This window comes from Kribbella sp. NBC_01484 (genome assembly GCF_036227145.1).
Classification (GTDB): domain Bacteria; phylum Actinomycetota; class Actinomycetes; order Propionibacteriales; family Kribbellaceae; genus Kribbella.
In genome coordinates this window covers 3,049,303-3,071,008 of the sequence record NZ_CP109437.1, presented here as the reverse complement: position 1 = coordinate 3,071,008, position 21,706 = coordinate 3,049,303, and the positions used below count along the sequence as shown (strand labels likewise).

Genomic DNA, 21,706 nt, shown 5'->3' with positions numbered 1-21,706 from the left:
CCGCTTTGGTTCCGGGGTCAGCAGCCGTGGCTGATCTGGGCGCAGGTGTCCTCGCCCCAGACCAGGAGGAAGTCGCGCAGGGCGTGGCCGTTGGCGCCGTACAGGGTGACCTTGATCAGCGTGGTCGGCGCTGTGCCTTCCTTCCATGGCGTTGCGGTCTGGTGTTGCATCACCCAGTACTTGCCCTGGACGACGGCGTTCGTGGTGCGGCCGTCGGGAAAGGCATACGAGATCTTGGTGACACCGGACGGCAGTTGGCCGGCGGCCCAGTAGTACTCGTACTGCTTGCCGTTGATCGGGATCAGGTTGTTCGCGACGGTGAAGGCCTCCGCGTCGCCAGGCGCCGGGTTGGCGAGCTTGGTCGGCTGCCGGATCGAGCCCTGGCCGCCGCCGGTCCGAGCGTAGGCAGTGTCGCACCCGGCCCAGTAGTTGCTGTCGGCAAGGATCAGCACGGTGCCCGGCGTACCGTCCAGGCGGGCGACGGCCTTCGCCCGGCTGCCGGGCTTGCCCTCGCCGGTGTCCTTCAGCCACTGCTTGCAAGCAGCGACCGGATCCGCCGGCGGCTGCTGCTCTTGCGGCTTCTGCGGCTTCGGCCTCGGTACGACGACCTTGCTGCTCGGCACCGGGGTCTGCGCAATCCTCGGTGTGGCAGCGGGCGTGACTTTCCGCGTCGCAGATACAGGGGTTTGCGCGGCGCTCGGTGTCGCGGGCGTTTGCAGGACCGGCGTTGCCGGGCCACCACCCCCGACCGCCACGTCCGGCCTTCCGCTGCGCGCCATCGCCGTCCCCGCGATCGCGACGCCGGCCACCGCCGCGACCGCGAGTCCGCTCACCAGGATCCCGGTCATCCGCCGTTTCCGGCCCGGTTCGATCATCGTTGCCCTCCACAACTTTCTTCGACTCTGTCGGACTGAAGGACGCGCCTCGGGTCCGGAAGGTTCTGGTGCTCAGCAGCCGTGGCTGATCTGGGCGCACGTCTGTAGTCCCCAGGTCAGCCGGAAGTCGTTCACGACGGCACCCGACGCGGACAGCAGGCGGACCCGGATCGTGGTCGTCGGCGGGCCGCTCGGCGGCACCCGGTCGGAGACATGCCGCATCAGCCAGAAGCCGCCGTGGACCACGGCGTCCTCGGTCGCGCCGTCGGGGAAGGTGTACCGGATTCTCGCCACGCCGTCGGGCAGCATCCCACCGGCCCAGGAGAACTCGCGCTCGCCGTCCGGGCGAGTGATCAGGTCGCCGGCGACCGCGAAGGCGTCGGTGTCCTGTGGGCTCGGCTTCTGCAGCCGCGCCGGCCGCCGCGCCGACACCTGCCGGCCGAACGTGTTGTCGCACGCCACCCAGTAGCGGCTGTCCGCAATCACGATCGCGGTGCCGGTCTCGTCGCTCAGCAGGCTCCGCTGGGTGGCCTTGGGGCCGGGGCCTGGCTCGCTTGCCGCCGCCGCCGCGCGACAGGCCGCCGCTGTGATCGGGATCGCGCCAGGCGTGCTGGCCGGCGGCCTCGGGGTGGTGGCCGATGGCGTCGGGCTGTTCGGGGACATCAGCGCCGTCGGTCCGGGATTCGCCGGTTCGGGAGCCTGCCCGAGCAACCTGCCGCCGGCCAGGAAGCCGCTGGTCGCGACTCCGGCGACCGCTATCGCGGCGACCGCTATCGCGGCGACCGCGGTCGTGGCGAGGCCGCGCACCTCACGCCGGCGGCGAGCTCCCGAGATCACGCGAGCAGGATCGAGGGGCGCGATGCTGCCGTCCGGCGCCAGGGCGGCCCGTAGGTCGTCCTCGGGCAGGGTAGTGCCCTTGTCGTTCATGCTCGCTCTCCTACATAACTACCGCTCAGCTCGGGCGCGGCCCGCAGCTTCGCCAGCGCCCGCGCGTTCGCGCTCTTCACCGTGCCGACCGCGACCCCCAGCAGCGCCGCCGTCTGCTGCTCGGTGAGGTCCTCGACATACCGCAGTACGACGACCGCACGCTCGCGCCGGGTCAGCGTCGACAGCGCAGCGCCGACGGCGAGCTTGCGCTCGACCGCACCCGACGGGTCGGCGACCGTTGCACCGAACCCAGCGGTGTCGCCCGCGTACAGTTCCAGCTCGCTCGCGTCGCCGCTAGGCCGCTCGCGCCACGGCCGGCGTCGTACCCAGGACAGGTGCTGATTGACCACGGCCCGCCGGACGTAGCCGAAGGGGTCGGCCAGCTCGATCCGATCCCAGCGCAGGTACGCCTTCTCCAGCGCGGTCTGCACGAGGTCCTCCGCCAGGCCCGCGTCACCACAGAGCATCCGCGCGAAGTGCACCAACCGCGCGGACCTGGCCAGCACGAAGGCCGTGAAGTCGTCGTCGCGACTCCCCGAACCGGCCATGTGTTCTCCGTCCTGCCACCCTCACCCCAGGAGACGCCGTACCGAGGTGAATGGTTCTGCGCCGGCGGCGGAAGATTGCCGGCGGGTGCAGGTCGGTCAGCGGCGGTCGGTGGGCGCCGTCGCGCCGGTGGTGACTGCGTGGTCGGCGCCGCGATCGGCCGGGGAGCTGTCGTGCGACGGGACCGGGGTGATCGGGGTCAGCCGTGGGAGAGGCAGCGTGTCGGCGGCCAGGCGAACGCGGTTGCGGCCGGCGGACTTGGCGGCGTACATGGCCCGGTCGGCGCGGAGCAACAGGTCGTCGACAGTGCTGCCGTCGGCCGGGTGAACGGCCACGCCGATCGAGACGGTGAGCCGGAACGTGTCGGGGTCGAGATCCGGCTCGTCCAGTACGCCGGCGCACATTGCGGCGAGCGGGCTGGCGGCGACCGCGTTGCGGAGCCGGTCGGCGGTGACCGTCGCCTCGTCGAGGCCGGTGTCCGGCAGCGCGATCACGAACTCCTCGCCACCGAACCGGCCGATCACGTCCTTCGCCCGGATCGCACTGCGCAGGATCGTCGCGACCGCGCGGAGCGCCTCGTCGCCGACCAGGTGCCCGTGCCGGTCGTTGACCTGCTTGAAGTGGTCGATGTCAATCAGCAGCACCGCCATCGGCTCCCGCTGGGTCCGCGCGGTCCGCAGCATCTCCTCAGTACGGCGCCGCCACCAGTCGACCCGGGTCAGGCTGGTCTTCGGATCCGTCTGCGCCTCGGACTCCAACTGGCCGAGCAGCAGGGCTCGCTGCGCGGTCAGCGTGATCGGGATCGCCACGAACGCGAACCACGGGCTGATCAGGCAGGCCGCGGCCAGCAGGCAGCCGAGGGTCGCGGCAGTCACATCGGTGCAGAGATCATCCAGCCCACCGACAGCCTCGCGCCAACTGCTGCCGGGGATGATCAGCGAGATCGCCAGGCCACACAGCACGCTGTCGGTCACGACGTACGCCATCGCGCCGGACACCATCGAGACGACCAGCCCGAGACCGCTGTCGCCGGTCAGGTCGCGAGCCCAGACGAAGACCGCGTGGGCCGCTCCGACCGCGAGCACATACACCGCGGTCGAGAACGCCCAGCGATACGGGATGCACTTGCCGGCCCGGATCCGCCACCAGATCCGGAGCAGGACGGCGACCAGGATCGCCAGCGCCGGGTGCAGGATGACGGCGGCCGCGATCATCCAAGCCGGCGCCAGGTCCTTGTGCAGCGCTCCGCCGCGACGCCGCCGGTTCTCGACCCGGCGGGCACCCTCGACCGAGATCAGCGCGGACACGGTCAGTGCGAACACCACGTCCAGGCCGCGCCAGTCCGGCCGGTCGGTGAACGCCTGCACGCCGTACCCGATCGCGGCGAGGTCGACGAGCACCACAACAGCGAACGCCGGGACCGTCAGGGTCCACAGCGCCCAGGACCGTATCGCTCGCCTACTCTGCGCAACCATCCCTCCCACCGTACGACGAGTAGGCGTCTCGTCCCAATCCGCGACGGCGCGCTGTGGATGACGAGTTGGAAACGATGGTCAATGGTTGATGATTCAGTCGTTTGATCAACGATCAAACGACTGAATTCCCTGCCTGGGCAGGGTTTACTTGTGGCGGCGGGCCGCGCCGAAGAGCCCGCGGACGATCTCGCGGCCGGCAGAGCGGGCGAACTGCTTGAAGACCGTCGAGCCGATGACCGCCTCGACCACGGACTTCTCCTGCTTCTCACGCGGCCTCGGGGCCTCCGGCTGCTTGGCCTGCTCCTCCGCCTGGGCCTGCTCGGCACCGGCCTGCACCTTGGCGGCGAGCATCTCGTACGCCGACTCCCGGTCGATCACCGCGGTGTACTTCGCGTTGTTCGGCGAAGCCTGCACCGAGGCGGTCAGCTGCTCCGCGGAGGCCGGCGCCATCAGCGACTGCGGCGCCCGCAACCGGGTCCACGCGACCGGCGTCGGCGCGCCCTTCTCGTTCATCACCGTCACGATCGCCTCGCCGATCCCGAGCTGGGTCAGCACCTCGCCCAGGTCGTACGACGACGTCGGGAACGTCGACACGGTCGCCTTCAACGCCTTCGCGTCGTTCGGCGTGTGCGCCCGCAACTGGTGCTGCACCCGCGAGCCGAGCTGCGCGAGCACGTCGTCCGGCACGTCCTTCGGCGTCTGGGTGACGAAGAAGACGCCGACACCCTTCGACCGGATCAGCCGGACGGTCTGCGCGATCGCCGACAGGAACGCCTTCGACGCGTCCGCGAACAGCAGATGCGCCTCGTCGAAGAAGAACACCAGCTTCGGCTTGTCCGCATCGCCGATCTCGGGCAGGTCGTGGAACAGGTCGGCCAGCAGCCACATCAGGAACGTCGAGAACAGGGCCGGCCGGTCCTGCAGGTTCGGCAGCTCGAGCAGCGAGATGACGCCCTTGCCGTCGCGCTGCTGCATCAGATCCGCGGTGTCGAACTCCGGCTCGCCGAAGAACGCCTCGGCGCCCTGGTCGGCGAACCCGATCAGCGACCGCAGGATCACCCCGGCGGTCGCCGGCGACAGCCCGCCGAGCTCCTTCAGGTCGTCCTTGCCCTCGTCTGACGTGAGGTGCTGGATGACCGCGCGCAGGTCCTTGATGTCGAGCAGCGTCAGTCCGGCCTTGTCGGCGTAGTGGAAGATCAGCCCGAGCGAGGACTCCTGGACGTCGTTCAGCCCCAGCACCTTGGACAGCAGCACCGGCCCGAACGACGTGATGGTGGCCCGGATCGGGATCCCGGTGCCCTGCCCGCCCAGCGCGTAGAACTCGGTCGGGAACCCGGACGCGGTCCAGTCCTGGCCGATCGACTTGGTCCGGGCGAGCAGCTTGTCGTTGCCCTCGCCCGGCTGCGAGATGCCGGACAGGTCGCCCTTGATGTCGGCGGCGAACACCGCGACACCGGCCGCGGACAGCTGCTCGGCCATCAGCTGCAGCGTCTTCGTCTTACCGGTACCGGTGGCGCCCGCGACCAGGCCGTGCCGGTTCACCATCGAGAGCGGGATCCGGACCGCCGCCTCCGGTTTCGGCTCGTCGTCGACCAGCAGCGCGCCCAGCTCGATCGCCGCCCCCTCGAACGCGTAGCCCTGCTTGACGGTCTCCACGACGTCGGCTGTCTCGGCCATGTCAGCGTGCCTTTCCCCGGTTGACAGAACTACCCGCTGCGCATGCTAGTGCCCCGGAGCGTGGATCGGACCGTTATCCACACCCCGGGGCACTCGGGGACCTCAGCGCATCACGACCACGTGGGTCGCGCCGGCGGCGAAGGACCAGATGGTGGCCGACATCGACGCCGACACCCGGATACAGCCGTGGGAGGCCTTGTAGTTGGTGCCGAGCAGCCAGTCGGCGTGGATCTGCTTCCCGGTGGACTTGTACGTCGGGATCTGGTGGAACCCGATCCCGCAGGGCGCGAACCGGACGAAGTTGTTCAGGTACAGGCTCGCACCGTCGGTGTTCTTCCGGACCCGGGCGGCCCGCCCGCACTTCGCGCCACTCGTGTAGTTACCGGCCTTCAGGTACGTCGGATTGTCGATGATCCCGCCCTGCCGGACGACCTTGCCGCGGGCATCGATGAGCCAGACCCAGTTCTGCGTCTGGCTGATCACGATCCGGCGGCCCGTGCCCGACCGGCGCGGCACCGCCCGGACGTCACACCGCTTCGCGGTCGAGGCCATCAACCGCGAGTACGTCGTACTGCTGAGCGAACCGGTCTGACTCAGGACGTTGGCGGCCTGGAACCGCACGATCGCCGCCTGGGTCATGGCGCCGGCCTTGCCGTCGACCGGTCCCGCCGTGCAGCCGAGCCGGTTCAGCCGGGTCTGGGCCACCTTCACCTGGGACACCGTGATCGCGTCCGCCGGCAACATCATACCGAGGGCGACGACCGTGATCGTGGCCGTCGCGAGGCCGAGTTTGGAAAGAATTCGCATGCGGTTAACCCCCTTGGTCGTGAGCGCTATATCTGGCTCACTGCTCCCGATCCCGGTGGGACGTCTGACGGCACCGAAAGGTTGAGTCACCTCTCCGGGCTGTTCCGGTGACCTTCACGACCTCTCACAAGACCTTTTACCCCGCTAGACTTCGGGAGGTGATCTTCAAGCGTGTCGGGGAGGAACGCCCGTACCCGGACCATGGGCTCAAGCCGAAGGACTGGTCGTCGCTGCCGCCACGGCAGGTGCGGCTGGACGAGCTCGTGACGACCAAGGGCACTCTCGACCTGAACGCACTGCTCGACGAGGATTCGACGTTCTACGGCGATCTGTTCGCACACGTCGTGGAGTGGAAGGGCGACATGTACCTCGAGGACGGCCTGCACCGCGCCCTGCGCGCCGCGCTGCAGCAGCGTCTGGTCCTGCACGCCCGGGTTCTGGTCGTGGACTGACCATGTCTGCTCACGGGGGGTTGAGCCGATGACAGCGATCCATCCGCAACCGAGGCCACACTCGCGGATCCACTGGCGGACGCCGATCACGATGGTGATCCTGCTCGGCATCCTGGCCGGCGGCGGCTGGTGGGGCTGGAAGTCCCTGATCAACAGCAGCGCCGAGCCGACCTGCGTCGAGCAGAAGCTGCCGAACAACCGGCTGGTGCCCAAGCAGGTCGTGCTGAACGTCTACAACGGCGGTGCGAAGGCGGGCTCGGCGCAGCGAGTCGCGGATGCGTTGCAGAAGCGCGGCTTCAACATCAGCAAGATCGCGAACGAGCCCAAGGGCGACAAGATCGACGTGGTCTCGATCCGCGGCGCCAGCGAGACCGCGCCCGAGATGCTGCTGATCGCCGGCCAGCTGAATCAGAAGGCCCTCCTCATCGGCGACGGCCGCACCGACCACACCGTCGACCTGGTCATCGGCGCCGGCTTCGGCTCGGTGAAGCTCAAGGGCCTCCCCTCCGTCACCGTCCCCCCGAACGCCAATGTCTGCCTCCCCGTCATCCACACCCCCCAACCAGTCCCCTCCGGCCAGAACCCGAACTGATCAGTCGGTCGCCTTCGGGTGCCCGGTCCCGGCGTACGTGATCCACACCGTCTGCTGATCCGAGTCGACGAGGTACCAGATCCGGCCCCCGCCGGTCACCTCGTACTGCCACTGCTCGAGTCCGTTCTCAGTGGACAGCCGCCCTTTCAGCCGGTGGTGTCGAGCAGATCCTGGGAACGGCCGAGGCTCTTTCCGGATCTCTGCCCAAGCCTTCTCGGTGTTGCCGGGAGCCTGCCGGCAGAGCTCCTCCCATCCCTTGGCAGCAGGAGTGTTGAAGAACTTCATCTCCCAGTGATCGGGCCCAGCGGGAGGAGCGACCCGATCACCACGCTTCGCCGGGCTCACTCGACGGTCGGCCTGGGCACCGGACCGAGATCACCCTCGCGCGGTGATCGAAGGATGGCGAGCAACTCGGGATCCGCCCAGACATCGGCAGTGTTGCGCCACTGCGCGATCAGCGTGAGCACCGGCGCCGAAACACCGAGCTCCGAGCTCGCGTCCATCACATCGACGAGTTCCTGCGCGAAGCCGATCCGATCCTCCGGAGGCAGGAACATGCTCCAGGGGAAGATCCGCGGCAGGATGTCGAGGAGGGTCTGCGAGCGGAGCACCGGATCGCTCATCACCGCGCGCAGCAGGCGTACGGCGAGGTCGACCACCTCATGCTCTTCCGTCGCTTGCTGGACAGTGGTCAGGACCAGGTCGTCCTCGGAGCCGCGCCGGTGGACGCGGAGGGCGCGGTGCCGGCTCGCCTTCAGCTTTTCCACTGTTTCGTTGGGGCGCTGAAGCAGGTCCGAGAAGTTCACTTCCTGCAGGTCTGACATAGTTCAAAGGTAGTTCAGAACTAGCCCCGGGGCAACCGAGTCGAGGTCAGAGTTGTTCGCGGCCGCGTTCGCCGAACCAGCCGGCCAGGCGGCCGGCTCGGGAGACGGCGCGGAGCCTGCGGACGGTCTGGTCGCGGAGCGGGCTGGGGGCAACGACGAGGAGGGAGTCGGCGGCGCGGAGGACGGTGCGGCGGTCCGGGACGAAGGCGCGGTCGCCGCGGATGATCAGGGAGACCGAGACGCCGCTCGGGAGACGGAGTTCGCCGATCTCGACGCCGGCCAGGCGGGACTCGCTCGGTACGTGCACCTGGATCATGTCGGCGCCGAGCGACTCCAGCGGCGCCACGTCGATGTCCACCTCGTACGCCGCGTTCTCGTCGAGCACCCCGAGCCGGCGTGCCAGCCAGGGCAGTGACGGCCCCTGGAGCAGCGTGAACAGCAGCACCAGCACGAACACCACGTCGAAGATCCGGTCCGCCTGCGGTACGCCCTCAGCCAGCGGGATCGTCGCGAGCACGATCGGGACCGCGCCGCGCAGCCCTGCCCACGCGATGAACGTCTGCTCGGCCCACGGCAACCGGAACGGCGCCGCCGACACCGCCACCGATGCGAACCGCCCGACCACCGTCACCGCGATGCCGATCACCAACGCGAGGAGTACGTCGTTCAGCCGGAAGCGACCCGGTGACGCGAGCAGCCCGAGCATCACGAACAGCCCGATCTGGGCCAGCCACGCGATCCCGTCGACGAACGACCGAGTGGCCATCCGGTGCGGCAACTCGGCCCGTCCGAGCACCAGCGAGGTCACGTAGACGGCCGCGAACCCCGACACGTGCAGCAGCACCGCGCCACCGGCGTACGAGATGATCGCCAGCGACAGGACCGCCAGCGGATACAGACCGGCCGAGCCGAGCGCCATCCGGCGGATCAGGCCGACACTCAGCCACCCGATCACGAACCCGAACAGCGCACCGACCACCAGCTCGTAGAGCACCAGGCCGCTGAAGTACAGCAGCCCCTTCTCACCGACCTCGCCCGTGCTGACCAGAGTGACGAGCAAAACGGTTGGCGCGTCGTTCAGACCGGATTCGGCCTCCAGCGCACCCCGCAACCGCGGTCTGACCGGGACCCGCCGCAGTACCGAAAACACCGCGGCCGCATCCGTCGGTGACGTCACGGCCCCGAGCAGTACGGCGATCTGCCAGTCCAGCCCGAGCACGAAGTGCGCCACGCAGGCGACCACGCCCACGCTGATCGCGACGCCGACAGTCGCCAGTACGACGCCCAGCGGCATCACCGGGCGCACTTCGTTCCACCGGGTGGTCAGACCACCCTCGGTCAGGATCACCACCAGCGCGGCGAACCCGAGCGCATGCGCGAGCTGGGCGTTCTCGAAATGAATGTGCCCCGGCCCCGACTCGCCGAGGACGAGCCCCATCCCGAGGTAGATCAGCAGCGACGGGAGCCCGAGCCGGCCCGACAGCCGGACGGCCACCACCGCGACCAGCAGTACCGCGGCCCCGGCCAGCAGGATCCGATCGAGCTCCTCAACGTCCATGTGGGGCCCCTCGTCGAGTCAGGTCCCGAGAGACGAAAACCCTGACGCATCACACAGCATCAGGGTCTCCGGCCTAACTTCCACCCGCGAAGGGTGGTTGGCGGTGGCGGAGGGATTTGAACCCTCGGACGGGGGTTGCCCGTCACGCGCTTTCGAGGCGCGCTCCTTCGGCCGCTCGGACACGCCACCGCCGGAGAGGCTATCAAGGTCTGTGCCCGATAAAGAAATCGCGGAGCCGGGCACCCGCCTCGTCGGCCATCACGCCGCCCACGACCTCGGGCCGATGGTTGAGCCGCCGATCCCGGACGACGTCCCAGAGTGAACCCACGGCCCCCGCCTTCTCGTCGTACGCCGCGAAGATCAGCCGGTCCAGCCGGGACAGCACGATCGCGCCGGCGCACATCGTGCACGGCTCCAGCGTGACGACCAACGTGCACCCGGTCAGCCGCCACTCGCCGACGTGGCGAGCGGCGGCGCGGATCGCGAGTACCTCGGCATGCGCGGTCGGGTCGCCCGTGGCCTCCCGCTCGTTGTGGCCGCGGCCGATCACCGAACCGTCGGCGTCCACGACGATCGCCCCGATCGGTACGTCGGGCCGCGCCTTCTCCCCCTCCGCCAGCGCGAGTGTCATCAACCGCCCCCACTCGCGCCGCAGCGCCGGACTAGCCAACGGCTTCGATCGCCTCGTGGAACTGGTTGCCGAACCCGAGTGCCTCGGCGATCTCCTCCAGCATCTCCTCCGGATAGAGGTCGACGTCGTCGCACAGCGCGCCCAGATCCATCGCGCTCATGCCGAGGTCGGCGATGATCGCCAGGTCGCCGGCCGGGACCTGCTCGTCGTCGTCATCGGCGAGCGGGATGTCGAGCTCGTCCACCACCTGCCGGGCCAGCGGCCACTCGGTCGCGGCGGTGACATCGGAGATCAGCAACCGGGCCCGGCCGCCGATCACCCGCAACAGGATGAAGAAGTCCTCGTCGACCGAGAGCATGCCTAGGACACCGGCCTCGCCCGGGTAGCGCCGGAGCGCGGACACCACCGTGGACAGGTCCGGCTCACCGCGCAGCACCAGCGGTGTGACGGTCCAGACCCCGTCCTCGGTGTAAGCGGCGACCGCGAAATCGAGATCGGTGGTCATCGGCCCAGCCGTGGCATCAGACACCGGATCATCGTCGCAGACAAGCGCTCCGCACGGGAGGCATTCGCGATCTCGACGCGATATCAGATCCACGAACACCGGTCAACGGTCAGTGACCGTACGTCGCTCTCCGCAGGGCCACGCGGAGCCGCCGGAGCCGGACGCGCCGGCAGGGGGCAGATTCCGGTGCCCGGAAAGCAGAGCACAGTCGATTCTGACAGCGAGCGCGCTTTCCCGCCGCGAATCGCCGACGGTACCGTTCCGGCTTATGCAGATCCTCGTCGTGGACCACCCGCTCGTCGCCCACAAGCTCACCGCGCTGCGGGATGAGCACACGGACTCACCCACCTTCCGGCGACTGACCGAGGAACTCGTCACCCTGCTCGCCTACGAGGCGACCCGGGACGTCCGCACCGGTCCGGTCACCGTCCAGACGCCGGTCGCGGAGGCCCAGGGCGTCAAGCTGACCGCGCCGAAGCCGCTGGTGGTCCCGATCCTGCGGGCCGGCCTCGGCATGCTCGAGGGTATGTCCCGGCTGCTGCCGACCGCGGAGGTCGGCTTCCTCGGCATGATCCGGAACGAGGAGACCCTGACAGCCTCGACGTACGCCGAACGGCTGCCGGAGGACCTGTCCGGTCGGCAGTGCTACGTGCTCGACCCGATGCTGGCCACCGGTGGCACGCTGGCCGCGGCGATCCAGTTCCTGGTCGACCGGGGCGCCGACCACATCACCGCGATCTGCCTGCTCGCGGCGCCCGAAGGCGTGCAGCGGATCGAGCAGGAGCTGGCCGATCTCCACATCCCGTGCAACCTCGTCATCGCGGGGATGGACTCGCATCTGAACGAGAAGGGCTACATCGTGCCCGGCCTGGGCGACGCCGGGGACCGGCTGTACGGCGTCGCCCAGTAGCACTCAGACGAGCTTGGTCCGGTAGAAGAGGTTGGCCCGGCGGTCACCAGTGACGCCGGAGGCGAACCCGAAGCAGAGCCGCGGGGCTCCAAGGTGGTCGACGTACACACCGACGCCTTCGGCCTCGCGGTAGACCAGGTCGGCACCGTCCAGGATCTTCACCGACTGGACGACCTCGCCGGAGTTGATGTCGTAGCACCAGAGCTTCGACGTCGCCTTCTCCGGATCGGGTTCGCCGGCGTGCGCCTCGCCTTCCCAGAGGTAGACGTACGAGCCGTACAGTGCCCAGCCCTGGAAGTCGATGTCGGCGGTCATCGGCGGTTGCTTGAACGAGGCAACAGGATTCGAGAAGTTGCCCGCCCGCGCGGCCGCCAGCGAGTACACGTTGATGTGAAAGCCGTCCGCCAGCGTGTGGCGGATCCCGATCCGGCCGTGCCGCTGGTCCACCGAGGGTGTGAACACGGCGCCGTCCGCGACCGGCTTCCACTTCCGCAGGCCTGGGGAGTCCTTGGTCAGCGTCGCGCCGTCCTGCCAACGGAAGCGGGCGATCTGCCGGCCACGCCCGTTGGCCGTGTCCACGTCGGTTTCGGTCCACAGGTACGTCGTACGCCCGACGGTCTCGGCTCCGATCGAGACGGCGTGGCCGAACCCACTCAGGTACATGTGGCCGACGACGTCACCGCTCATCGTCAGTTGGGTCAGGGTCAGGTCGCCGCTGTTGGCGCCGGTCTTCGAGCGCAGCTGACCGGTGAAGAGCCGCTGGTTCCAGGTGTCGAACGCGATCGACTGCATGACGGTGACATCGGCCAGCGGCTTGCTGCGGAACAGCTCACCGCCCGGTCCGTCCAAGGCGAAGCGTCGCGTGGGCAGCAGGTCGAGCGTACGGGCGGAGGCCGGTAGGCCGACCGCGCCTGCGACGAGCATCGCACCGGCACCAGTGAGCAATCCACGGCGGGAGAGGTTGTCCATATCGCCCGACCGTAAGCGTTTTACCGCGAACTGTCAGCAGTCCGCACGAATTTTTCTGCGAACTACTCAGAGATCAGTGTTAGAACGCATAAGGGTACGGCGACCAGTCCGCCGGGCGCTTCTCCAGGAACGAGTCGCGACCCTCGGCGGCCTCGTCGGTGCCGTAGGCGAGGCGGGTCGCCTCGCCGGCGAACAGCTGCTGCCCGACCAGTCCGTCGTCGATCAGATTGAACGCGTACTTCAGCATCCGTTGCGCGGTCGGCGACTTCGCGCAGATCTTCTTGCCCCACTCGAGCGCGACCGTCTCGAGCTCGGCGTGCGGCACGACCTTGTTCACCATGCCCATCCGGTACGCGTCCTCGGCGGAGTACTCGTCACCGAGGAAGAAGATCTCCCGCGCGAACTTCTGCCCGACCTGCCGGGCCAGGTACGCCGACCCGAAGCCACCGTCGAACGACGCGACATCCGCGTCCGTCTGCTTGAACCGCGCATGCTCCGCGGACGCCAGCGTCAGGTCCGCGACCACGTGCAGACTGTGCCCGCCGCCCGCGGCCCAGCCCGGTACGACGCAGATGACGACCTTCGACATGAAGCGGATCAACCGCTGCACCTCGAGGATGTGCAGCCGCCCGGCCTTCGCCGGATCGATGCTCTCGGCCGTGGTGCCCTCGGCGTACTTGTAACCGTCCTTGCCGCGGATCCGCTGGTCGCCACCCGAGCAGAACGCCCACCCGCCGTCCTTCGGCGACGGGCCGTTGCCGGTGAGCAGCACGCAACCGACGTCGGTCGACATCCGCGCGTGGTCCATCACCCGGTACAACTCGTCGACGGTGTGCGGCCGGAACGCGTTGCGTACCTCAGGCCGGTTGAACGCGATCCGCACCACCCCGGCGTCGACCGCCCGGTGATAGGTGATGTCGGTCAGGTCGAAACCGTCCACCTGCTTCCAGGCCGACGGGTCGAAGATCTCGGAGACATGCGCGGCATCGGTCACGCCGCGAGCATATTTCAGCCGCGTGCGGTGCTTTCCCGCAGGACGACCTCGGCCTTGAACGTCTCGGTGGTCGCGTCGCCGCCCTCGATCGCCAGCTCCAGCGCCCGCCGGCCCATCTGCTCCAGCGGCAGCCGGACCGTCGTGAGTCCCGGCCACACGTCCCGCAGCGTGGCGATGTCGTCGAATCCGGCCACTCCCAACCGGCCAGGTACATCGACCCCGCGCGCACGCAAAGCGGACATCGCACCGACCGCCATCACGTCGTTCACCGCGAACAGACAGTCAACGTCGGCCTGCCGATCCAGCAGCACCCCGGCAGCGGCGTACCCACCGTCGCGGGTGAACTCGCCGGCCTCGACCGCCACCGGCTGCAATCCGGCCTCGGCCAGTCCCGCAACGAATCCGTCCCGGCGGTCCCGCGCCGTGGCGAGAGTGTCCGGCCCACCCAGTACGGCGAACTTCCGCCAGCCGAGCCCGATCAGCTCGCGCGCCAACGCCGCCGCGCCGGAACGGTTGTCCGGCTCGATCGTGTGGGCCGGCATGCCGGACTGGCTGACCAGCGCCAAACCGGCACCGGAGCTGAGGAACGTCTCGACCTCGGTCGCGGTCCGGGCCAGGCTCTCGGCGTCGGTCCGCCGGCTGCCGATCATCACCGCGGCCCGCGCCCGCTGCGCCCGCAACGACGACAGATAAGCGATCTCGCGCTCCGAGTCCCGGAACGTGCTGGCCATCATCACCAGCAGATGGCGCTCGTCCGCGGCGCGCATCACGCCGTTCGCGATCGCGGCGAAGTACGGGTCCTCGATGTCGTGGACCAGGATGCCGACCAGGTTCGTCGACGACTTCGCCAGCGCCTGCGCCTGCGCGTTCGGCGTGTAGCCGAGCTCGTCCGCGGCCGCCTTGACCCGTTCCTGCAACTCGGGGCGGGGCACTCGATCCCCGCCGTTGAGCACGCGGGAGGCAGTCGCCACCGACACGCCCGCGCGCTGTGCCACGTCCAGCAATGTCACCGGTGCTCGCAGATTCACTGGCCTACCCTTTCCTGCTCTCCCCCCAGGGGTGGTGGCGGTCACCTTATCGGAATCAGTGTCTCGTTACGCTGTGTCGCCGGGAAGTGCTTACCAATCTCGGCAGAACCTGGCTTTGCGGCGCGGGAGTGACTAGCCTTCCGAGCCATGACGACCGTCCGCGCCAGGGTGACGATCCTGGTCTCGTCCACCGTGCTCAGCCTGGCGACCGTGACCGGTCCGGCCATGGCTGCCCCGATCCCGGACGACCCCGGTGCCGGCGCCGGACCGGCCGCCACTCCGAGCGTGCCGGAGCACATCGACACGGCCACGAAGAGCACTCAGCCGGTCTACGACTACGACGCCGCGATCCGCGAGTCCGTGTACGTCGACACCACGATGGACACCGACTCCGACGGCAAGGACGACGTGATCGCCGTCGACATCGTCCGGCCGGTCGAGACCGCGCTGGCCGGGGTGAAGATCCCGGTGATCATGGACGCTTCGCCGTACTACTCGTGCTGTGGTCGCGGCAACGAGAGCGAGAAGAAGACGTACGACGCGAACGGCGTCATCCAGAAGATGCCGTTGTACTACGACAACTACTTCGTCCCGCGGGGCTACGCGGTGATCGGCGTCGACATCGTCGGCACCGGCCGCTCGACCGGCTGCGGCGACGTCGGCGGCAAGGACGAGATCGACTCCGTGGTCGACGTGATCGACTGGCTGAACGGCCGCAACACCGCGCACACCGCGGACGGCCGCCAGGTCAAGGCGACCTGGACCACCGGCTCCGTCGGGATGATCGGCAAGTCGTACGACGGCACCCTGGCGAACGGGGTCGCGGCGACCGGCGTCAAAGGCCTGAAGACGATCGTGCCGATCTCGGCGATCTCCTCGTGGTACGACTACACCCGCTCCGGCGGCGTACCGTACTCCGACGACTACATGCCCTGGCTCGGCGGCTACGTCGGTCACGACAGCCCTGCCTGTGAAGCGGTTCGGGGCGAGCTCGGTGACAACGACGACGACGAGACCGGCGACTACACCGCCTTCTGGTCTGAGCGTGACTACCTGAAGGACGCTGGCAAGGTGAAGGCGTCGGTCTTCATGACGCACGGGCTCAATGACTACAACGTCCAGACGAACCACTTCTCGCAGTGGTGGACGGCACTGTCGAAGAACAACGTGCCCCGGAAGCTGTGGCTGGGTCTTGAAGACCACGTCGATCCTTTCGAGTTCCGTCGTGACGCCTGGGTGGACGAGCTGCACAAGTGGTTCGACTACTGGCTGCAGGGCTTGCAGAACGGCGTCATGAAGGAGCCGATGGCAACGATCGAGACCGCGCCCGATGTCTGGCGCAACTACCAGACCTGGCCGGCCGTGAACCGTCCCATCTCCGTGCCGCTGTCCGCGGGCAAACTAGGTGCCCAGGGCAAAGGATCGGTGACGATCACGGACGACCCGGACCTGACCGAGGACGACATCGTCGCCGACCCGACCACGGTGATCGCCGGCCGGCAGACGTTCCTGTCCGCGCCACTGCCGGTGCCGATCCGCATCAGCGGTACGTCGTCGGTCACGCTCAAGCTCAAGTCCGACTCGTCCACGACGCCGGTCACCGCCCGCCTGATCGAGTACGGCGACGCCCAGCGGTACACCGGGGTCCGGCGTACCGACGTGAGTTCCTGCGAAGGCGCGAGTACGGACTATGACGACAGCTGCTACTACACCGTCGAGAAGCTGACCGCACAGAGCGACCACGGCATCGTCAGCCGCGGCTGGATCGACGCCGCCCACAGCAAGTCCCTGAGCAAGCCGACTCCGCTCACCCCCGGCCAGTGGACCACCGTCACCGTCCCCCTCCGCGCCCAGGACGAGGTGATCCCGAAGGGCCGCATCCTGGGCCTCGCGATCACCCTGTCCGACACCGAGTGGACCAGCCCCAACGACACCGGCGCCACCATCGACATCGACCTCGCCGGCAGCAAACTCAACCTCCCCGTCACCTCCGGCACGATCGCCGCCCCCACCAAACTCACCCCCATCGACGTAGACATCACCACCCCCACCCAACGCCCCGACCTCCACGACCCCACCAACTAACGTGGTCTGACCCCGCCCCGTTCGCCGAGTCGTGGATTTGGGTTGATTCCATCGCCGTTGCGCAGCCCTGAGTCACGACTCGGTTTTCGTAACTCCCGCCAGATGCCACGACTCGAAGTCCCTGTGGATAAAGGGGATGGGGTGGTCGTAGGGCTGGGAGAATGGTGGGATGTTGTTCACGGCGGCGCAGGCACAGGCGGCGGGGATGTCGCGCGGGGTGTTGCGTGGTGTGGGATACCGCCGAGTGCTGGGGTCTGTGTACGTGGCTGCCAGTGTCGCGGTGACGCCTCGGTTGCGCGCCGAGGCCGCATTGCTTTTGATGCCTGGTGCCGTGATGAGCCACCACACCGCCTTGAACTTGTGGGTCGCGGACGCACCGGCCGGTGACGACGTACATGTGAGTGTCCGCCGTGATCCCCATCGAACCCTGCCGCGCATCCGTGGTCTGCGCGTTCACGAAGTACACAACCTCGAGTGCGTGCTGCGGGTCGGACTGCCGCTGACGCCCCCCGACCGCACGTTCCTCGACGTGGCGCCGTACTGCGACCTGACCGAACTCGTCACGGCCGGGGATTCGCTCGTACGGCGTGCTGGGGCAGACCCCGAGCACCTGAGAGAGATGGCGTCGGCGGCGATCGGCGTACGTGGTGTCCGGCTCGCCCGGGAAGCGGCTGCACTCGTACGGCGCGGGGTCGACTCGCCCATGGAGTCGCGGCTACGGCTCCTGCTCGTCCTGGCCGGTCTCCCCGAGCCCGAGGTCGGCCGCGTGATCTATGACTCCGACGGCGGCTGGCTGGCGCGACCGGACCTGTGCTACCCGGATCTCAAGATCGCGATCGAGTACGACGGTCAGCACCACCTGCTCGACATCCGCCAGTGGCGGCGAGACATCCGCCGGCGCGAGAACCTCGAGCGCGAAGGCTGGCTCGTCCGCGTCATCACCGCCCACGACCTCCTCCAGTCCCCCGACACCGTCATCGCCCGCATCTCCCAAGACCTCCACACCCGCCGCCACCCACTCGCCGCGTGACCCAGTCGTGGAATCCGGCTCCGACTCGCCGCTTGGCGTGCAGCCTGGATCCACGACTCGGCGAGTTACTTGCCTTCGGCTACGTACTGCATGGGGTCGCCGAAGCCCAGGTCGGTGATGCCGGCGGTGTAGAAGGCGCCGATCAGGAGGGAGCGGCGGTGGGCGGCGAAGGTGAGTAGGTGCGCGACCATGCCGCCGTACGTGAAGACTCGTGGTGGTTCGCAGGTGGTGTCGACGAAGCTCTCGTCGAAACGGCCCTCCTCGTTCAACTGGTTGACCAGGGCAACGAAGCGGGAACCGGCGATCGCGTGCCGCTCACGCAGTTCGGAGATCGGCGTGACCACCTGCCGCCCGCACTCCGGCACCTGGAACGGCCGGTCCTCCACCGACGCCAGCCACATCTCCTCCTGCCAGACCAGGCGATCCAGCAGATACCGGATCGAGATGTCGTCGTCGATCCCTTCCACCGACAACTCGATCGGCCGGTCCAGCGCCGCCGCGTCCAGCCGGGCGCCGCGCTCGATCATCTCGCCGGTCAACCAGACGTGATGCTCGACCATCCTGACCAGTACGTCCATCCCTCTCACCTCTGTCCGCGCCGGCAGCCTCAAACCCGCCGGCGGCTGAAAATGAACCCCACTCGGCGCCGTCAGGAAGAACACCCGCGACGCCTCCCGCCGCCACTCCCGCGGCGACATCCCATAAGCCCTGGCGAACGCCCGAGTGAACGCCTCGTGCGACCCGTAGCCGGCCTCCACCGCCACATCCAGTACGGCGACCTGCTCAACCAGCAACCGGTACGCCGCCCGCTCCAGCAACACCCGCCGCCGGAACGCGAACGGCGACTCCCCTGCCACCGCCCCGATCACCCGATCGAAATGGAACCGCGACAAATGCACCCGCCCGGCCAGCCCGGCCCCGTTCACCACGGCGGTTCCCGGCCCGGCCATCCCCTCAGCCACCACCGCCACGAACTCCTCGAACACATCTGCCATGCCCCCACTGTGCCCGACCCACCCCCGCCGCATTTGATCGAAATTGCGGACCTGTCAATCACGCCCGAGGCGATCACTCGCGCACCCCGTGCGGTCGCGCCGGGTGCTGCCTACCGGAGTACTCCGCAGTGTGTAGTAGTGTGGTCAGTAGAGCACCGGGAGGGCGGTCTGAGGGGTCCGGCCTTCCGGTGCGTTAGGGAGGTTGGGATGGACACGAGCCAGTTGCTCAAAGGCGTGCTGGATCTGGCGGTGCTTGCCGTGTTGCGGGACGCCGACGGGTACGGGTACGACGTGCTGCGGCGGCTCCGGGCCGCCGGGCTGGAGGATGTCGCGGACGCGTCGGTGTACGGGACGTTGCGGCGGTTGTTCGCGGCCGGCGCGTTGACGTCGTACGTGCAGCCGAGTGAGGAAGGGCCGCACCGGAAGTACTACGGGCTGAACAAAACCGGCCGCGAACTGCTCCAACAGTCCACCAAGACCTGGAACCACTTCGCCGACACCATGTCGGTGTTGCTGCTGGAGAAGGAGGCCGCGTGAACAGCACCCTGACCGGAGCGGTCGCGATCTACCTGGCCCAGGTGCGGGCCGAGCTCAGCGACCTGCCACCGGGCGAACTGGAGGACGTGCTCGACGACGTCAGTGGTCACCTCACCGAGGTGGCCGCCGAGTTCGAGGGCGAGCCGACCATCGCGGCCTTGCAGGAGCGGCTGGGCACACCACAGCAGTACGCCGACGAACTGCGCACCGCGGCCGGGTATCCACCGCGCACCCAGCCGGTCGGCGACGCCCATCTCGACTCAGGCTGGAAGGCGCTGCGCTGGGGCCTGATCGCGGCCACCGCCGGACCGTTCTTCATTGCCGTCGGCATCTTCGCGTGGCAGCAGGACGCGACCGCGTTCTTCGGTCTGCTCGGGCTCGCGGTGCTGTTCGGCGGGGCCTTCCTCGGCGTACGGGCGCTGCACGGCAACGACCCGCGGATCGTCCTCGACACCCCGCACGGTGCCCGCGGCACCGCCGCCATCCACGCGTGGATCGAGCAGATCCCGCCGCATGCCCGCCGCGAGCTGGTCAGCATCGGCCAGCCGGTCTGGTGGGTCGCCCGCGGTGTGATCGGCGCCGGCGGCTTCTTCGCGTTGTTCGGCGCGAACTCGGTCACGGTGGTCGGCTCGATCGCCGGCGCCGCGGTGTCGATCTGGATCGGCCGCAAGACGCAGCAGGACCGGCGCTGGCTCTGGTACGTCGTACCGCTCAACGTCGTCGCGGCGATCGCGGTCCCGGCCTTCCTCGCCGCCGCGTACGCCGGTACGTCGTTCGGCGTCTTCTCCAACTACAACGACTACCGCGGCGGCTCGTCGGCGTACAACCCGCCGTCGAACGGCCTCACGCTGGACGGGAAGCAGGTCTCGAACATCTACCCGTTCGATGCCCAGGGCAAGCAGGTCGACGTCCGGCTGTACGACCAGGACGGCAACCCGATCAGCCTGCCGCTGCAGGACTGCGCGACGAACTACGGCTCCGGCGACCGGGACACGACCAGCAACCTCTTCCCGCAGGCCGTGGTCAGCCCGGACGAGAACGGCAACTCGGACCCGGAGAACTGCAAGGACACCAGCAAGGCCCCGTTCGTCCCGCCCCCGGCGCCGGCCACCCGCACAGAGCCGACCCCGACCGCGAAGCCCAGCTCCGGACCGACCCCGAAGCCGTCGCCCGCGCGCCCGGGCGTCACGCTGACGGTGCAGCCCAGCCGCTAAGCAGCCAGCGGCTTGGTGAGGCGGACGGCTCCGGCCGGTGCGGGTTCGGTGGAGAGCGTGTAACCGGCCTTTTGGTACAGCTGGATGTTGCGGTCGCTGTGTTCGCCGGTGAACAGCCCAGCGGCCGTGACTCCGTACGGCGCCTGGGCCTCGGCGAAGGCCAGCAAGCGCCGGCCCAAGCCGGTGTGACGCTGGTCCGGGGCAACCATCAGCCGGCCGATCTCCCAACTGTCCCCCTCACGCCGCGCCCGCACCGAGCCGACGAGACGGCCGGCGGATCGCACGCACCAGGTGGACCAGGTGCGCAGACCGGCTACGACCTCGGCCTCCGACTCCACCAGGGCGGGCAGATCGAGCCGTGAGTTGGCGATCGCCTCGTCGACCCAGCAGCACCGCTGCAGCACCAACAGTTCGGCCGCATCCCCGAGCACAGCGGGCACGATCGCGGCCGACTCGAGCGCACTTGTCCCCGTGTCCTCCCGGTACAACGGCCGCAGGACGCCGGCCACCCGACTGAGCTGGCGCAACGCATCGCCGGCCCGCACGGCCAATCGCTCCGAGTTGATCACAACGCCATCCTGCAGATCATCGGCGATCCGGAGAAAGATGTCGCTCCCGATCGGCAGCATCCGCAAGGACGCCGCCACCCCCCGAGCCATCTGGACACCGCGGGTCCCGGCCGAGGTGTTCCCGTACCCGATGAACAGGCACGGCTTCCACGCCCACTCGGCGTACAGATAGTCGAACGCGTTCTTGAGCGTGGCCGGCATCGCGTAGTTGTACTCGCTCGTCACGAAGACGAGGGCATCCGCCGCCGCCACCCGCCGGCTCCAGGACCGGGTGTGCTCATGCACGTAGTTCCCGCTCGACGGATGCTCCGGCTCGTCGAGGAACGGCAGGCCGACCTCGGCCAGATCCGCCACCTCGAGGCGCACCCCGAGCTCGGCCGCCACCTCCGCCGTGGCACCGGCGAACCACTGCGCAACCGCCGGCCCCAGCCGCCCGGGGCGAGTGCTGGCAATGACCAGCAGAATTGTCTTTGACATGTCAACGAGCGTACACCTGTTCTTTGACA

23 protein-coding genes and 1 tRNA gene are annotated in these 21,706 nt (G+C 68.7%); 7 read left to right on the top strand and 17 right to left on the bottom strand.

The features are described from left to right. Positions 1-17: 17 nt before the first annotated feature. The 6 genes from OG555_RS15170 to OG555_RS15145 form a co-directional block, all read right to left on the bottom strand. Complete coding sequence (locus OG555_RS15170) at positions 18-875, bottom strand: hypothetical protein (RefSeq protein WP_329483521.1); 858 nt, start codon at positions 873-875, stop codon at positions 18-20. A 72-nt stretch (positions 876-947) separates the two neighbouring features. Then, on the bottom strand, positions 948-1,802 hold the full coding sequence (locus OG555_RS15165; protein WP_329483520.1) for a hypothetical protein: 855 nt from the start codon (positions 1,800-1,802) through the stop codon (positions 948-950). After that, entirely contained in the window at positions 1,799-2,350 is a 552-nt protein-coding gene (locus tag OG555_RS15160; RefSeq protein ID WP_329483519.1) for a SigE family RNA polymerase sigma factor, read from the bottom strand. Before OG555_RS15160 ends, OG555_RS15165 begins: the two co-directional genes overlap by 4 nt. 96 nt (positions 2,351-2,446) lie before the next feature. Then, a complete protein-coding gene (locus OG555_RS15155) occupies positions 2,447-3,823 on the bottom strand; it encodes a GGDEF domain-containing protein (protein WP_329483518.1) in 1,377 nt (458 codons plus the stop codon). Positions 3,824-3,967: 144 nt separating this feature from the next. Next, a complete protein-coding gene (locus OG555_RS15150) occupies positions 3,968-5,500 on the bottom strand; it encodes a helicase HerA-like domain-containing protein (protein ID WP_329483517.1) in 1,533 nt (510 codons plus the stop codon). Between the two features lie 102 nt (positions 5,501-5,602). After that, on the bottom strand, positions 5,603-6,307 hold the full coding sequence (locus OG555_RS15145) for a L,D-transpeptidase family protein (protein WP_329483516.1): 705 nt from the start codon (positions 6,305-6,307) through the stop codon (positions 5,603-5,605). 158 nt (positions 6,308-6,465) lie between these two features. Between OG555_RS15145 and OG555_RS15140 the strand changes: the two genes are divergently transcribed. Continuing rightward, positions 6,466-6,759, top strand: a complete 294-nt coding sequence (locus OG555_RS15140; protein WP_328525222.1) for a type II toxin-antitoxin system VapB family antitoxin — start codon at positions 6,466-6,468, stop codon at positions 6,757-6,759. Positions 6,760-6,787: 28 nt separating this feature from the next. After that, positions 6,788-7,351, top strand: coding sequence for a LytR C-terminal domain-containing protein (locus tag OG555_RS15135; protein WP_329483515.1), 564 nt, complete (start codon positions 6,788-6,790; stop codon positions 7,349-7,351). Here the strand turns inward: OG555_RS15135 and OG555_RS15130 are convergent, their stop codons facing one another. The 6 genes from OG555_RS15130 to OG555_RS15105 form a co-directional block, all read right to left on the bottom strand. After that, positions 7,352-7,636, bottom strand: coding sequence for a hypothetical protein (locus OG555_RS15130; RefSeq protein WP_329483514.1), 285 nt, complete (start codon positions 7,634-7,636; stop codon positions 7,352-7,354). A gap of 56 nt (positions 7,637-7,692) precedes the next feature. Next, a complete protein-coding gene (locus OG555_RS15125) occupies positions 7,693-8,175 on the bottom strand; it encodes a hypothetical protein (RefSeq protein WP_329483513.1) in 483 nt (160 codons plus the stop codon). A 46-nt stretch (positions 8,176-8,221) separates the two neighbouring features. After that, positions 8,222-9,733, bottom strand: coding sequence for a potassium/proton antiporter (locus tag OG555_RS15120; protein ID WP_329483512.1), 1,512 nt, complete (start codon positions 9,731-9,733; stop codon positions 8,222-8,224). Positions 9,734-9,831: 98 nt separating this feature from the next. Beyond that, positions 9,832-9,922, bottom strand: a tRNA-Ser gene (locus OG555_RS15115). 13 nt (positions 9,923-9,935) lie between these two features. Beyond that, entirely contained in the window at positions 9,936-10,364 is a 429-nt protein-coding gene (locus OG555_RS15110; RefSeq protein WP_329483511.1) for a nucleoside deaminase, read from the bottom strand. A 31-nt stretch (positions 10,365-10,395) separates the two neighbouring features. Next, positions 10,396-10,893: a tRNA adenosine deaminase-associated protein gene (locus OG555_RS15105; RefSeq protein ID WP_328525217.1), complete on the bottom strand. Its 498-nt coding sequence runs from the start codon at positions 10,891-10,893 to the stop codon at positions 10,396-10,398. Between the two features lie 244 nt (positions 10,894-11,137). Between OG555_RS15105 and upp the strand changes: the two genes are divergently transcribed. Continuing rightward, positions 11,138-11,779 carry a uracil phosphoribosyltransferase gene (gene upp, locus OG555_RS15100; RefSeq protein ID WP_329483510.1) on the top strand — a complete coding sequence of 214 codons (642 nt, stop codon included), beginning with the start codon at positions 11,138-11,140 and terminating at the stop codon, positions 11,777-11,779. Between the two features lie 3 nt (positions 11,780-11,782). Here the strand turns inward: upp and OG555_RS15095 are convergent, their stop codons facing one another. From OG555_RS15095 to OG555_RS15085, 3 genes are all read right to left on the bottom strand, one after another. Next, positions 11,783-12,748: a phage baseplate protein gene (locus OG555_RS15095; protein WP_329483509.1), complete on the bottom strand. Its 966-nt coding sequence runs from the start codon at positions 12,746-12,748 to the stop codon at positions 11,783-11,785. A 79-nt stretch (positions 12,749-12,827) separates the two neighbouring features. Next, positions 12,828-13,742: a 1,4-dihydroxy-2-naphthoyl-CoA synthase gene (locus OG555_RS15090; protein ID WP_328525214.1), complete on the bottom strand. Its 915-nt coding sequence runs from the start codon at positions 13,740-13,742 to the stop codon at positions 12,828-12,830. A 14-nt stretch (positions 13,743-13,756) separates the two neighbouring features. Next, on the bottom strand, positions 13,757-14,770 hold the full coding sequence (locus tag OG555_RS15085; protein ID WP_329483508.1) for a LacI family DNA-binding transcriptional regulator: 1,014 nt from the start codon (positions 14,768-14,770) through the stop codon (positions 13,757-13,759). 147 nt (positions 14,771-14,917) lie between these two features. On the opposite strand from OG555_RS15085, the gene OG555_RS15080 reads away from it, so the two are divergent. Then, complete coding sequence (locus OG555_RS15080; RefSeq protein ID WP_329483507.1) at positions 14,918-16,855, top strand: Xaa-Pro dipeptidyl-peptidase; 1,938 nt, start codon at positions 14,918-14,920, stop codon at positions 16,853-16,855. A 169-nt stretch (positions 16,856-17,024) separates the two neighbouring features. Next, entirely contained in the window at positions 17,025-17,885 is an 861-nt protein-coding gene (locus OG555_RS15075) for a DUF559 domain-containing protein (RefSeq protein WP_329483506.1), read from the top strand. A 65-nt stretch (positions 17,886-17,950) separates the two neighbouring features. Here the strand turns inward: OG555_RS15075 and OG555_RS15070 are convergent, their stop codons facing one another. Then, positions 17,951-18,880 (bottom strand): AraC family transcriptional regulator, encoded by a 930-nt coding sequence (locus tag OG555_RS15070; RefSeq protein ID WP_329483505.1) that lies wholly within the window; start codon positions 18,878-18,880, stop codon positions 17,951-17,953. 207 nt (positions 18,881-19,087) lie between these two features. Here OG555_RS15070 and OG555_RS15065 point away from each other — a divergent pair, with 207 nt between their 5' ends. Both OG555_RS15065 and OG555_RS15060 read left to right on the top strand, forming a co-directional pair. Continuing rightward, the gene (locus tag OG555_RS15065) at positions 19,088-19,417 is read left to right on the top strand and encodes a PadR family transcriptional regulator (protein ID WP_329483504.1); all 330 of its coding nucleotides are present in this window, start codon (positions 19,088-19,090) and stop codon (positions 19,415-19,417) included. After that, positions 19,414-20,631, top strand: a complete 1,218-nt coding sequence (locus OG555_RS15060) for a DUF1700 domain-containing protein (protein WP_329483503.1) — start codon at positions 19,414-19,416, stop codon at positions 20,629-20,631. Before OG555_RS15065 ends, OG555_RS15060 begins: the two co-directional genes overlap by 4 nt. Here OG555_RS15060 and OG555_RS15055 read toward each other — a convergent pair. Next, a complete protein-coding gene (locus OG555_RS15055; protein WP_329483502.1) occupies positions 20,628-21,677 on the bottom strand; it encodes a bifunctional NAD(P)H-dependent oxidoreductase/GNAT family N-acetyltransferase in 1,050 nt (349 codons plus the stop codon). The two genes, OG555_RS15060 and OG555_RS15055, sit on opposite strands and share 4 nt — an antisense overlap. Between the last annotated feature and the right edge of the window lie 29 nt (positions 21,678-21,706).

Bases quoted from the DNA above. Each gene is read 5' to 3' on its own strand.
- OG555_RS15075 (WP_329483506.1), top strand. From the start codon at position 17,025: ATGTTGTTCACGGCGGCGCAGGCACAGGCGGCGGGGATGTCGCGCGGG.
- OG555_RS15080 (WP_329483507.1), top strand. From the start codon at position 14,918: ATGACGACCGTCCGCGCCAGGGTGACGATCCTGGTCTCGTCCACCGTG.
- OG555_RS15165 (WP_329483520.1), bottom strand. From the start codon at position 1,802: ATGAACGACAAGGGCACTACCCTGCCCGAGGACGACCTACGGGCCGCC.
- OG555_RS15170 (WP_329483521.1), bottom strand. From the start codon at position 875: ATGATCGAACCGGGCCGGAAACGGCGGATGACCGGGATCCTGGTGAGC.
- OG555_RS15135 (WP_329483515.1), top strand. From the start codon at position 6,788: ATGACAGCGATCCATCCGCAACCGAGGCCACACTCGCGGATCCACTGG.
- OG555_RS15120 (WP_329483512.1), bottom strand. From the start codon at position 9,733: ATGGACGTTGAGGAGCTCGATCGGATCCTGCTGGCCGGGGCCGCGGTA.
- OG555_RS15095 (WP_329483509.1), bottom strand. From the start codon at position 12,748: ATGGACAACCTCTCCCGCCGTGGATTGCTCACTGGTGCCGGTGCGATG.
- upp (WP_329483510.1), top strand. From the start codon at position 11,138: ATGCAGATCCTCGTCGTGGACCACCCGCTCGTCGCCCACAAGCTCACC.
- OG555_RS15160 (WP_329483519.1), bottom strand. From the start codon at position 2,350: ATGGCCGGTTCGGGGAGTCGCGACGACGACTTCACGGCCTTCGTGCTG.
- OG555_RS15125 (WP_329483513.1), bottom strand. From the start codon at position 8,175: ATGTCAGACCTGCAGGAAGTGAACTTCTCGGACCTGCTTCAGCGCCCC.
- OG555_RS15070 (WP_329483505.1), bottom strand. From the start codon at position 18,880: ATGGCAGATGTGTTCGAGGAGTTCGTGGCGGTGGTGGCTGAGGGGATG.
- OG555_RS15130 (WP_329483514.1), bottom strand. From the start codon at position 7,636: ATGAAGTTCTTCAACACTCCTGCTGCCAAGGGATGGGAGGAGCTCTGC.
- OG555_RS15110 (WP_329483511.1), bottom strand. From the start codon at position 10,364: ATGACACTCGCGCTGGCGGAGGGGGAGAAGGCGCGGCCCGACGTACCG.
- OG555_RS15065 (WP_329483504.1), top strand. From the start codon at position 19,088: ATGGACACGAGCCAGTTGCTCAAAGGCGTGCTGGATCTGGCGGTGCTT.
- OG555_RS15145 (WP_329483516.1), bottom strand. From the start codon at position 6,307: ATGCGAATTCTTTCCAAACTCGGCCTCGCGACGGCCACGATCACGGTC.
- OG555_RS15055 (WP_329483502.1), bottom strand. From the start codon at position 21,677: ATGTCAAAGACAATTCTGCTGGTCATTGCCAGCACTCGCCCCGGGCGG.
- OG555_RS15155 (WP_329483518.1), bottom strand. From the start codon at position 3,823: ATGGTTGCGCAGAGTAGGCGAGCGATACGGTCCTGGGCGCTGTGGACC.
- OG555_RS15150 (WP_329483517.1), bottom strand. From the start codon at position 5,500: ATGGCCGAGACAGCCGACGTCGTGGAGACCGTCAAGCAGGGCTACGCG.